The sequence below is a fragment of the Rhodoluna sp. genome (assembly GCF_049276775.1).
Taxonomy (GTDB): Bacteria; Actinomycetota; Actinomycetes; order Actinomycetales; family Microbacteriaceae; genus Rhodoluna.
This window is the reverse complement of the sequence record NZ_JBASXC010000093.1, coordinates 1-11925: the sequence shown is the minus strand read 5'-3', so window position 1 is coordinate 11925 and position 11925 is coordinate 1. Positions and strand designations below refer to the sequence as shown.

Genomic DNA, 11925 nt, shown 5'->3' with positions numbered 1-11925 from the left:
CTCCAAAGATCCTCGATCCCACAAACCGGTGCAGATCCTCGCCCGCTTTGAAGGCTTCAATCAGACCAGGATCCTCGGACAAGTGAGCCATGATTCGCATTTCAATTTGTGAATAGTCAGCTGTGAGCAGCGTCTCAAAACCCTCGGAAGCAACAAATGAATCTCTAATCTGGGCTCCCCGAGGATTGCGAATCGGAATGTTTTGTAGGTTTGGGTTCTCTGAACTTAGTCGCCCAGTCGCGGTGCCGGTCTGGACATAGGTGGTGTGAATCTTTGAGTCGTCTTCAACTGCTTTCAATAAAGTCTCTACCATCTGCTTGAGCTTCGTTGAGTCACGATGAGCAAGAAGCTTTTCCAAGAACGGGTGTCCATTTTTTTCGAAGAGCTCAGTAAGTGCGGCTGCGTTGGTTGAGAAGCCAGTCTTCAGCGTCTTGGTCCCAGTCATGCCTAGCTCATCAAACAACACCGTCTGCAACTGCTTTGGAGAGGCTAGGTTGATCTCCTTACCGATTATCCTGTAGGCCTCTTTGGCTATCTTTGCGACCTCACTGGAAAGAGTGTCAAAGAGTTTTTGAAGCTTTGCTCTGTCAATAGCGATGCCTTGAGTTTCCATTAGAGCAAGTGTGTTCGAGCTTGGTAGCTCGATGTCCTCATAGACCTTAAGCTGCCCCTCTTCCGTGACCTTGACTCGCATTGATTCGGCAAGAGAGATTGCCAGCCACGCGTCGAGACTTGGATCTGAACCGGCCTCTGGCATCAGCTGGTTGGGATCAGATCTTTCAACTACCAGCCCCAACTGCTCGAGCGCAATGTCATCTACGTAGTAGTTCCTTCCTACCGGGTTCAACAGGTACGCCAAAAGCAGGACGTCGTCTTGAACCCCGGCAATGTCCAGATTATTGGCAAGCAAGATGCGCTTGGTTCCCTTGAGGTCGAATAAGACCTTCATGTCTTTATCGGATGAGAGCCAGTTCGATAGTTCTATAGTTGGATCCTCGCCGAGAGTAAGTCTTTCTGTCTTGGAAGCAAAACCCATCACCAATTTGCCGTCGTGATCTTCAAGCTCAAACCCAACCACCTGTTGCTTGCCTAGCCACTTCAGTAGCTCCAGCGCTTTGACTGTCTTGGTCTCGGGGATTTCGAGAGTGTCAAAGATTTTTGCCTGCTTTGCCTCTGTCTTGATCTCCTCAGCATCGAGAGATGAAGGCGGCTTGGTCAAACCGTTTGTTTGAGTGCCGTTTAGACCACGAAGCCGAAGAACTCTTTCAGTCAGAGTTTTGAAGTGCATCTTTGCGAACACCTCACGAACCTTTGATTCATCTACCGAGGTAAGAGCAAGGGAGTCAAACTCAAGCTCAAGATCGAGATCTCTCACCAGGTGATTTAATCTCCGGTTTCGAACTGCCAGCTGCCGGTGTTCCCTCAGGGACTCACCCACCTTGCCTGGTATTTCATCTGACTTTGAAAGCACGGTTTCTAAATCACCATACGCCTGAAGCCACTTGGCCGCAGTTTTTGGACCTACTCCTGGAATGCCCGGAAGGTTATCGCTGGTTTCCCCTACAAGTGCAGCAAGGTCCGGGTATTGCTTGGCGTGGATGCCGTATTTTTCCACAACGGCTTCATCATTCATTCGAGCAAGATTCATAACGCCTTTTATCGGATAGAGAATCGTTGTGTCTTCACTAATCAGTTGAAAGGTGTCACGGTCACCAGAGACAACAAGTACACGAAAGCCCGCTGCTGCGGCCTGATCGGCCATCGAAGCGAGAATGTCGTCGGCCTCATAGTCTTTTTTTGTCAGCGTGGTGATGTTCATTGCATTCATTGCCTCTTCGAGAAGCTCAGTCTGTCCAATGAACTCCTCAGGCGTCTCGCCGCGATTTCCCTTGTAATCGGGATACTCAACGGCCCTGAAAGACGGTCCCGATATATCAAAGGCGACCGCGAGGTGAGTTGGCTTTTCACCCTCCAGCAGGTTTAGCAGCATGGAGATGAATCCATGAACGGCGTTTGTGTGCTGGCCGTCGGGGGTGCGGAAATTAGAGGGGTTCAGCGCGTAGAACGCCCGAAAAGCCAAAGAATGCCCGTCAACAATCAGAAGGGTAGGCTTAGAACTCATAGACGCAAGCCTACTTTGCTTGCGATAGGTACCTTCCGAAAGGCCACGACAAGGTTATGTCCGATCCAATTCTGAGCCCCGAAGCAAAACTTCTTGCCTCAAAGCGCGGGGTTGGCGATCTAGCCGACAAGATGGGCATACAGCTACTCGAGCTCAGTGCGGAGCGCGCAGTTGCCACGATGCCGGTTGATGGCAACACCCAGCCTCGTGGTCTTTTGCACGGCGGCGCCTACCTGGTTCTCGGTGAAACACTTGGGTCAATGGCGGCTAATGTATGGGCGGGACCAGAGAACTATGCCGTTGGAATCGAGATTTCAGCCTCGCACTCGAAATCAGCAACATCCGGTGTTGTGACAGGAGTCGCCACCGCAATTACTCTCGGTAAGACTTTGACGGTGCACGAAATTGTCGTCACCAACGAAAAAGGTGAGCGCTGTTCAACAGTTCGCATCACCAACTTGATTCGCAAAACCTGACTACTTATTTAGCTGGTCTAACACCGTTCTTGCGACATCAGCCATGCTTAGCCTTCTGTCCATAGAAGCTTTTTGAATCCATCGAAAAGCTTCGGGTTCGGTGAGCTTCATCTTCTCGCTCAACACGCTCTTTGCTCGCTCGACAAGCTTTCTTGTTTCGAGGCGCTCAGCAAGGTCTGAAATCTCCGATTCAAGTGCAACTAGCTGTTGGTGCCTTGAAAGTGCAATCTCAATGGCGGGCATCAAGTCCTGGGGGGTAAAGGGCTTTACAAGAAACGCCATGGCCCCCACTTCAGCTGCGCGGGCAACCAGCTCCTGCTGACTGAAGGCCGTGAGGAGAACCACTGGGATCTTGAGTTCAGCAATTTTTTCCGCTGCCGAAAGGCCATCAAGATTTGGCATTTTGATGTCCATAACAATCAAATCCGGCTTTAGCTCGGTAGCCAGCTCGACTGCCATGTTCCCATCGCCTGCTTCGCCAACGACGTCGTAGCCGTTTTCCTTTAGAGTCTCGACGATGTCCATGCGTATTAGAGACTCGTCTTCGGCAACAACAACCCGCTTTTGAGATAACTGATTCTCCATGGGGATAACTATATTCCAAGCCGAAGAAATGCACCCAAATCAAATCCATTAGACTTCAAGGCGTGGTGCTGGCCGGAATGGCGGAACGGCAGACGCGGAGCACTCAAAATGCTTTGTCCGAAAGGGCGTGTGGGTTCAAATCCCACTTCCGGCACCACCTTAATCAATTGGAAGCGCCTGAACCGACCTTGTGAACCCTGAGAGTGTTTGTCGAACCAGAGACTCCTGGCGGGGTTCCAGCAACTACGACTACTTCATCCCCGACCCTACATAGACCCTCCTCGAGGACGGTCTTGTCAACTTGGTCAAACATGGCGTCGGTGTGGTCAACCTTTGGCACCATGAAAGTGCGTGAGCCCCAAACCATTGCGAGTCGGTTTGCAACTGATTCATTAGGAGTAAACGTAAGGACCGGGACCGCTGAGCGTAGGCGTGAAATTCTTTTTAGAGAGTCGCCACTTTCTGTAAATACGCAGACATACTTTGAACCAAGAAGTTCGGCTATCTCCATTGCGGCCAGCGAAACCGCTCCCGCATGAGTATGGGGCTTTGTTCCAAGGTTCGGGATACGATCAAGCCCATTCTCCTCAGTCGACAAAATGATTTTCGCCATCGTCCCAACGGTCTCAACTGGGAATTCGCCCACGCTTGTTTCGCCCGAGAGCATCAGGGCATCAGCTCCGTCAAGCACCGCGTTAGCAACGTCACTGGTCTCTGCCCTGGTAGGAATACTGGACGTGATCATCGACTCGAGCATTTGGGTCGCGACAATAACCGGCTTTGCCCAGCGTCGGGCCAATTCAACTGCACGCTTTTGAACTAGCGGCACCTGCTCGAGGGGAAGCTCAACGCCCAAGTCGCCTCGCGCCACCATAATGCCGTCGAACGCATCAATGATTTCTTCTAAGTTCTCAACGGCCTGCGGCTTCTCAATCTTGGCAATTACTGGGAGGGTCCTCCCCTCCTCTTTCATGATTTCGTGAACGCGAATTATGTCTGACGCACTTCTAACAAAGGATAGAGCGATCATATCTACCCCGATCTTGATGGCCCAACGCAGGTCCACCTCGTCCTTTTCTGATAGAGCTGGGACGTTTACCGCTACCCCTGGAAGGTTGATTCCCTTGTTGTTTGAGACATCTCCCGCCACTTCGACCTCGGTTGTGACCGTTGTTGCGGATACCTCGGTAGCACGCAGGCGGACTTTTCCATCATCTATCAGGAGAAAATCACCGACTTTAACATCGTCGGGAAGGCCCTTGAATGTTGTTCCGCATATGTTGATGTCTCCATCGACATCATCGATGGTGATCTTGAAGGTGGCACCTTTCGCAAGATGGACGGGACCATTCTTAAACTTGGCCAATCGGATCTTTGGCCCCTGAAGGTCAACAAAAATCCCAAGTGGCTTGCCGATGTCTGAGGCGGCCTTGCGCACAGTCTTGTAGATTTCTTCGTGTACCTCGTGAGAGCCGTGAGATAGATTCATTCTTGCAACGTCTACACCGGCCTCGATGATTGCCTTGATGTTTTCGTAGGACGAAGTTGCTGGCCCTAGAGTTGCAACGATTTTTGCGCGTCTCATTTTTCTCTCATGCATTTCTGGCTCATGGCCGTTTGTTAGCTATATACGGAAATTGGTTGATCTGATGCCTTCACCGGTGAAGGAAGCTCCGTAGTTCCCTCCAGGAACCTGTCAATGCTAGCGGCTGCCGCACGCCCCTCAGCGATAGCCCAAACAATCAGGGACTGCCCGCGTCCGGCATCGCCGGCAACGAATACTCCTTCTAATTCGGTGGCGAAGCTGTCCTCGCGGTCGAAGTTGCCCCGAGCATCAAGCGGGATAGCTATCTCCGATACGCAAGGTTCAACTTCAGGACCTAGAAAACCGAGTGCCAGAAGCACTAGATCGGCTGGAATAATTTTCTCTGTGCCAGGCGTTGGCAGCCTCTTACCGTCAACAAATTGTGTTGCAGAGATCTTGATTCCGGTCACCTTTCCAGCTTCTCCAACAAACTCGACGGTTGAAGATAAGTACTTCCTGTCACCAAATTCCTCGTGAGCACTACTTACCTCGTAAAGATTTGGAAACATGGGCCACGGCTGGGAGTCTGTGCGTTCCTCGGGGGGTTTTTGGCCGATAGCCAGAGTGGTCACACTCTTCGCCTTCTGTCTGGTTGCGGTTCCAAGACAATCTGCTCCGGTATCGCCACCTCCAAGAATTACCACATGCTTACCATCGGCGAGTATCTGCTCATCGACGCTAAGCCCTGCAACAGCCCGATTGGATTGAGTGAGGTACTCCATTGCGTAGTGCACCCCGTCCAGATCTCTTCCCGGAATCGGCAGATCTTTTGGAATCGAAGCACCGGTCGCAATTAGAACCGCATCGTAGCGTCTGCGAAGATCGGCCCAGGTAATGTCCTTCCCAATCTCGATACCGACTCTAAATCTGACCCCCTCGGCCTCGAGCTGAGCGAGCCGACGATCAATGTGGTGTTTTTCCATCTTGAAGTCAGGGATGCCGTATCTAAGTAGACCGCCGATACGATCCTCTTTCTCGAACACGGCAACCGTATGTCCTGCACGAGCAAGTTGCTGAGCGGCCGCGAGCCCGGCGGGACCAGATCCAACAACGGCCACAGTTTTCCCAGTAAGTCTCTCTGGTGAATGAGCCTGGACCCAGCCGTTGTCAAAAGCGTCGTCGATAATCGAGACTTCAATTTCCTTGATTGTTACCGCCGGCTGGTTAATGGCAAGCACACAACTCGACTCACAGGGAGCTGGGCATAGCCTTCCAGTGAACTCCGGAAAATTATTGGTGGCGTGGAGACGCTCAATGGCGTTCTTGCCATCCTTTCGGTGAACCGCATCATTCCATTCTGGAATCAAGTTTCCAAGCGGGCAACCGTGATGGCAAAATGGCACTCCACAGTTCATGCAGCGACCGGCCTGCTCTTGAACAACCTCGGAGTTTCTGCGCTCGTAAACTTCCTTCCAGTCCATAATCCGAACTTGAACAGGGCGGCGTTCGGCAGTCTGTCGTCCGGTGGTTTTCAAAAAGCCCCTTGGATCAGCCAATGGTTGCCTCCAAGATCTCTTGCCAAACTGCATCGCCGTCGGGGTCAATGCCCTGAGACTGCGCGCTCTCCCTGATCTGGCTAACGCTTGCGTAGTCGGTTGGCATAACAACCGTGAAGTTATTGCGCTCGGACTCAAAATCAGTGAGCAGTCGCGAAGCCAGCAGTGAACCGGTTTGGTCAACATGCGTATTCAGAAGTGCCAAGAGCTCGCTCGAAAGCGCATCGTCCAACGGGAGGAGTCTGAGGTCGTCCATCTTTAGCGCCGCAGGATTCACCTTCCCCGGTACGAGTTTGTAGACGAACGCATACCCACCGCTCATGCCGGCTCCAAGGTTTCTACCAGTGCGACCGAGTATCACCGCTCGTCCACCTGTCATGTATTCGAGGGCGTGATCTCCCGCTCCCTCCACAACTGCAGTAGCGCCGGAATTTCGAACGAGGAATCTTTCCCCTACTATTCCAGAGAAGTACATGGAGCCACCCGTTGCGCCATAACCGATTACGTTGCCAGCGATGATGTTCTCTTCCGCTGGAAAGCTAGAGCTTTCATCTGGCCGCACAACAATCGTTCCACCGCTTAGGCCCTTGCCTACATAGTCGTTTGAGTCACCTACCAGGGTGAGTTTAAGACCCCTTGGAATGAACGCACCGAAGGATTGACCCGCGGATCCTCGCAATGTGACTCGGATGGTTGATTCCGCAAGTCCTTCGGCTCCAAAGCGCTTCGTTATTTCGTTCCCAAGCATTGTGCCAACAGCTTGTTCGGTGTTTCGGATTGGTAGTTCAATCTCCACTGCTTGCGCGTCTTCAAGGGCCTTTTCAGATAATGCAATGATCTTGTGATCGAAGTGCTTATCTAGCTCGTGGTTTTGTGATGTGAACCTTCGCTTCGGTGCATTGGCCTCTAGTCCAGATCCCTGCAGAATTGGTGTCAGGTCTAACCCGTCGGCTTTCCAATGTGAAATGGCGCGATTGACATCAAGCATGTCCGTCTGGCCGATGGCTTCATCCATTGATCTGAATCCAAGGTCGGCAAGAATCTCCCGAACCTCCTGAGCCAAGAACTCAAAGAAATTGACCACAAACTCCGGCTTACCGCTAAATCGACTCCTCAGCACAGGGTTCTGGGATGCAACACCGACAGGGCAGGTGTCGAGGTGACAAACCCTCATCAAGATACAGCCAGAAACAACGAGCGGTGCGGTTGCAAAGCCAAACTCTTCTGCTCCTAACAGCGCTGCAACCACTACGTCTCTACCTGTCTTCATCTGTCCATCAACCTGAACCGAAACTCGATCACGAAGACCATTGAGCATGAGCGTTTGCTGAGTTTCAGCCAGTCCTAGTTCCCAAGGGGTTCCAGCGTGTTTCAAGGAATTCAAAGGTGACGCTCCCGTACCACCGTCGTGACCGGAAACCAAAATCACATCAGCTTTGGCCTTTGCAACACCTGCGGCAACCGTTCCAATCCCGACTTGGCTAACGAGCTTGACGTGAACTCTTGCTGCAGAGTTCGCTCGCTTAAGGTCAAAGATTAACTGCTTGAGATCTTCGATCGAGTAGATGTCGTGGTGAGGGGGTGGCGAGATAAGTCCAACGCCGGGTGTTGAGTACCGCACCTTTGCGATCCACGGGTAAATCTTGTTTGCGGCGAGCTGCCCGCCTTCACCGGGCTTGGCGCCCTGGGCCATCTTAATCTGGATGTCGTCGGCACTTGAAAGGTACATACTCGTCACGCCAAAACGACCAGACGCGACCTGCTTTATCGCGCTTCTGCGCTCCGGGTCAAGAAGTCTCTCGAGATCCTCCCCTCCCTCACCGCTGTTTGACTTACCGCCGATGCGGTTCATCGCGATAGCCAGGGTTTCATGGGCCTCCTGGGAAATTGATCCGTAGCTCATAGCTCCGGTAGCAAAACGCTTAACAATTTCCGAGATCGGCTCGACTTCATCGATTGGAACCGCCGGTCGCACACCTTCCTTGAACTTGAATAAGCCCCTAAGCGTCATTAGACGTTCGGCCTGATCGTCAACGGCGTTCGTGTACTGCTTGAAGATGTCGTAGCGCTTCGATCTGGTCGAGTGCTGTAGCTTGAACACCGTCTCTGGGTTGAACAGGTGTGGCGGGCCCTCGCGGCGCCACTGGTACTCTCCGCCAACGTCTAGGTTCTGGTGGATGTTGACAGCCCGCTCCACAGGGTATGCGCTCGAATGTCTGGCCGCTATCTCCTGATGGAGAACCTCGATACCGATGCCGCCAAGCTGAGAAATTGTTCCAGTGAAGTACTTCTCAACTACGTCTGCGTTTAGGCCGATCGCCTCGAAACATTGGGCCCCGCTGTAAGAAGAAACAGTAGAGATACCCATCTTGGACATGATCTTGAGCACACCCTTGCCGAGAGATTTGATTAGGTTTTCTGAAGCAATTTCAAAGGAGATACCGTCGATTGTTCCATTACGAACCATTAGCTCAACGGACTCAAGCGCTAGGTACGGATTCACTGCCGCGGCACCGTACCCGACTAGGGCGGCCACGTGGTGAACTTCTCGCACGTCTCCGGCTTCGACAACGAGCCCCACCATTGTCCTGCGTCCCGTGCGGATCAAGTGGTGGTGAACAGACGAGGTCAGTAAAAGCGACGGTATAGGTGCCATGTCGCGATTGGAGTTACGATCGGAGAGGATCAAATACGTAGCTCCGTTAGAGATCGCATCGTCAACCTCCTCGTTTATCTTGGCAAGTCTATGTTCTAGAGCCTCTGAGCCGTCGGCGACCTTATAAAGCCCCTGCACGACAAAAGCTTCTCCGCTACCTGGGATCTCGTCAATGTGCTTGATTTTGGCAAGCTCGTCGTTGCTTAGTGCCGGAAAGTCAATAATGACCTGTTGCGCGTGCGAAGGCCCGGCCGAAAGCAAATTACGCTCAGGACCAATTCCGGTTGACAACGAAGTGACTACCTCCTCCCGAATTGCATCGAGCGGAGGATTTGTCACCTGAGCAAATTGCTGAACGAAGTAGTCGAAAAGCAACCGCGGTCGATCGCTGATTGCTGCAATCGGGGTGTCTGATCCCATCGAGCCAAGAGGCTCGGCTCCAGAAATAGCCATCGGCTTTAGAAGGATCTTTAGCTCTTCCTCGGTGTATCCAAATGTCCTTTGTCTTCTGTTCACGGAGGATGGAGTATGTGCGATGTGTTCGCGTTCTGGAAGATCTCTCAAGTTAATTCGGTTTTCGCCGAGCCATTCCTCCCAAGGCTCAGCAGCGGCAATCTCGGCCTTTATTTCATCATCCTCGATGATGCGGCCGGCAACTGTGTCTACCAGGAACATCCTTCCCGGCTGAAGCCTTCCCTTTCGTACGATTTTGGATGGCTCGATGTCAGCTACTCCAATTTCAGAGGCTAGTACGACTAGGCCATCCTCGGTGATTATGTATCGACCTGGTCGAAGTCCATTGCGGTCAAGAGTCGCACCAACCAAGGAACCATCGGTGAAGATGACGGCTGCTGGTCCGTCCCATGCTTCCATCAGCATCGAGTGGTACTCGTAAAAGCTCTTTCTAGCGGGCTCAATGTCCGTGTGCTTCTCCCACGCCTCTGGGATCATCATCATCATCGCGTGCGGCAGTGACCGACCAGCCATGTACAGAAGCTCTAGCACCTCATCAAAGGAAGCACTATCACTTGCGCCCTTGGTGATGATTGGCTTTAGGGAATCAATGTCCCCAAGTAATTCAGATTTCAGTTGCGCTTCGCGAGCACTCATCCAGTTTCGGTTTCCACGCACCGTATTGATTTCCCCGTTATGGGCAATCATCCGATATGGATGCGCAAGTGGCCAGGAAGGGAAAGTGTTGGTAGAAAATCGCGAGTGAACTAGAGCCAGTGCCGAGACCATGGTTCTGTCACTGAGGTCAGGGAAGAATGGTTCGAGCTGCAAGGTCGTGACCATGCCCTTGTAGACAATTGTCCTTGCTGATAACGAAGGATGGTAAAGACCAATCTCTTCTTCACTGCGCTTTCGCAGGCGAAACAGTGCTCTTTCAAGGTCCATATCGGTAGCACCCGCGGTTGATTCAACAAACACCTGTGAAATAAATGGCATTGCTTGGCGTGCAAGATCTCCAAGTGATTCAGGATTTGTTGGAACATCGCGCCATTCGATCACGCGAAGATTCTCGTCAATAGCGAGATCCTCAAACTTCCTTCGTTCGCTTGCTCTATCGAAGGATTCGTTTGATTCAAATACCAATCCAGCGCCATAGGTCCCCGCAGCTGGAAGACTTGCTGCAAGCTGAGACCGGAAAAAAGCATCGGGCAGCTGAATTAGGATGCCCGCGCCGTCACCTGTTCCGGCATCAGAGCCAACGGCTCCGCGGTGCTCAAGGTTTCTGAGTGCATTGAGTGCGGTCTCGATAATGTCGTATCCAGGTGTTCCACGAAGGGTTGCCACCATGGCCAAACCGCAGGCGTCTTTCTCAGCTTCAGGCTTGTAGAGACCCGAGCTTGGAAAATTGCTAAAGCGCTCAAAGGGGGAAATCTCGCGCATGCATCACTCCAATCAAAATTTTTGAATGGGACAACGCTGGCCCTATAGACAGTTAGTTATGTAAAAGAACTGGAACCAGGCACTTGTGATGCCGCTGGGGGCCCTGTGGGGCTACTTCTCTGACTCTACCCTACTGGTCAAACCTGTGTCCGTGTCTTTTGCAACAGACTCTGACTCGGCTGACTCATCGCCATCCGTTGCGCCCAAAGGGGCCTTGGGCTCCCTACCAGGCCTGTAAACACTGGGCTCAAGGCCGGTGTGCCTGCGAGATTGGATTATTAGAATTGCCAGACCGACCATGATTCCAGCTATTGCGGACCAAATGTTTATTCTCAATCCAAGGATGATCTCACTTGGATCGATTCGAATTGCCTCGACCCAAATCCGCCCAATCGAGTAATAGACCAGGTAAAGACCTAGCATCTTGCCCCATCTAAGATTAAATCTTTTGTCCAGAGCCAGTAGCAGAGCTACGCCTGCGAGGGACCAAAGGGATTCATATAAAAATGTCGGGTGAAATAGAACCCCTTCTGGAAGACCCGCAGGATAAGCCGGGTTGATGCTTGAAATCTCAAGGCCCCAGGGAAGATCCGTTGGAAGTCCAAATAGCTCATTGTTGAAGTAGTTCCCCCAGCGACCAACAGCCTGAGCTAAAAGTACCCCAGGGGCAACTGCATCAAGGTAGGAGAGAAAACGCAGTCCGGCTTGCCTCGCGCCGATGTAAGCGCCCAGCGATCCAAAAATCAGAGCTCCGTAAATTGCAAGGCCCCCCTCCCAGATTCTAAATACCGCTAACAGGTCCGCCCCGGCAAAGAAGTAGTCGTTAGGGTGTGTCACTACGTGAAAAAATCTTCCACCCAGGATTCCAAACGGTATGGCCCAAAGTGAGATATCAAGTGCTATACCAGACTCTGAACCTCTCGAGCGCAGTCTTGCCTCTGCCACGAGCAGCGCAAGAATGATTCCCGTCAGAATAAATAGAGCATAAAAGTGCAACCTAAAGGGGCCGAGCTCGATAAAGCTAATTTCCGGTGACGGAATTGAATTCAGAATGTTTAGGATGCTCACTTAGTTTTGCCCTTCGCTAACTCGGCAACTTTTGCCTTTAGTTC

At 52.0% G+C, this 11925-nt stretch carries 7 protein-coding genes and 1 tRNA gene; 2 read left to right on the top strand and 6 right to left on the bottom strand.

The window, feature by feature from the left end:
• The coding region (polA, locus tag WAO31_RS06175) for a DNA polymerase I (protein WP_509591518.1) at positions 1 to 2122 on the bottom strand (2122 nt) is incomplete at its 3' end.
• A 56-nt stretch (positions 2123 to 2178) separates the two neighbouring features.
• Between polA and WAO31_RS06170 the strand changes: the two genes are divergently transcribed.
• The gene (locus WAO31_RS06170; RefSeq protein ID WP_509591516.1) at positions 2179 to 2598 is read left to right on the top strand and encodes a PaaI family thioesterase; all 420 of its coding nucleotides are present in this window, start codon (positions 2179 to 2181) and stop codon (positions 2596 to 2598) included.
• On the opposite strand, the gene WAO31_RS06165 is transcribed toward WAO31_RS06170, so the two are convergent.
• The gene (locus tag WAO31_RS06165) at positions 2599 to 3183 is read right to left on the bottom strand and encodes an ANTAR domain-containing response regulator (protein ID WP_509591514.1); all 585 of its coding nucleotides are present in this window, start codon (positions 3181 to 3183) and stop codon (positions 2599 to 2601) included. It abuts the gene before it with no gap.
• A 71-nt stretch (positions 3184 to 3254) separates the two neighbouring features.
• Here WAO31_RS06165 and WAO31_RS06160 point away from each other — a divergent pair.
• Positions 3255 to 3340 (top strand) — tRNA-Leu (locus tag WAO31_RS06160).
• Positions 3341 to 3346: 6 nt separating this feature from the next.
• Here the strand turns inward: WAO31_RS06160 and pyk are convergent.
• The 4 genes from pyk to lgt form a co-directional block, all read right to left on the bottom strand.
• Positions 3347 to 4768 carry a pyruvate kinase gene (pyk, locus tag WAO31_RS06155; protein ID WP_509591511.1) on the bottom strand — a complete coding sequence of 474 codons (1422 nt, stop codon included), beginning with the start codon at positions 4766 to 4768 and terminating at the stop codon, positions 3347 to 3349.
• Positions 4769 to 4803: 35 nt separating this feature from the next.
• On the bottom strand, positions 4804 to 6264 hold the full coding sequence (locus WAO31_RS06150; protein WP_509591508.1) for a glutamate synthase subunit beta: 1461 nt from the start codon (positions 6262 to 6264) through the stop codon (positions 4804 to 4806).
• Positions 6257 to 10813, bottom strand: coding sequence for a glutamate synthase large subunit (gltB, locus tag WAO31_RS06145; RefSeq protein WP_509591505.1), 4557 nt, complete (start codon positions 10811 to 10813; stop codon positions 6257 to 6259). Before gltB ends, WAO31_RS06150 begins: the two co-directional genes overlap by 8 nt.
• Positions 10814 to 10924: 111 nt before the next feature.
• Entirely contained in the window at positions 10925 to 11881 is a 957-nt protein-coding gene (gene lgt / locus WAO31_RS06140; RefSeq protein ID WP_509591503.1) for a prolipoprotein diacylglyceryl transferase, read from the bottom strand.
• Positions 11882 to 11925: the final 44 nt, after the last annotated feature.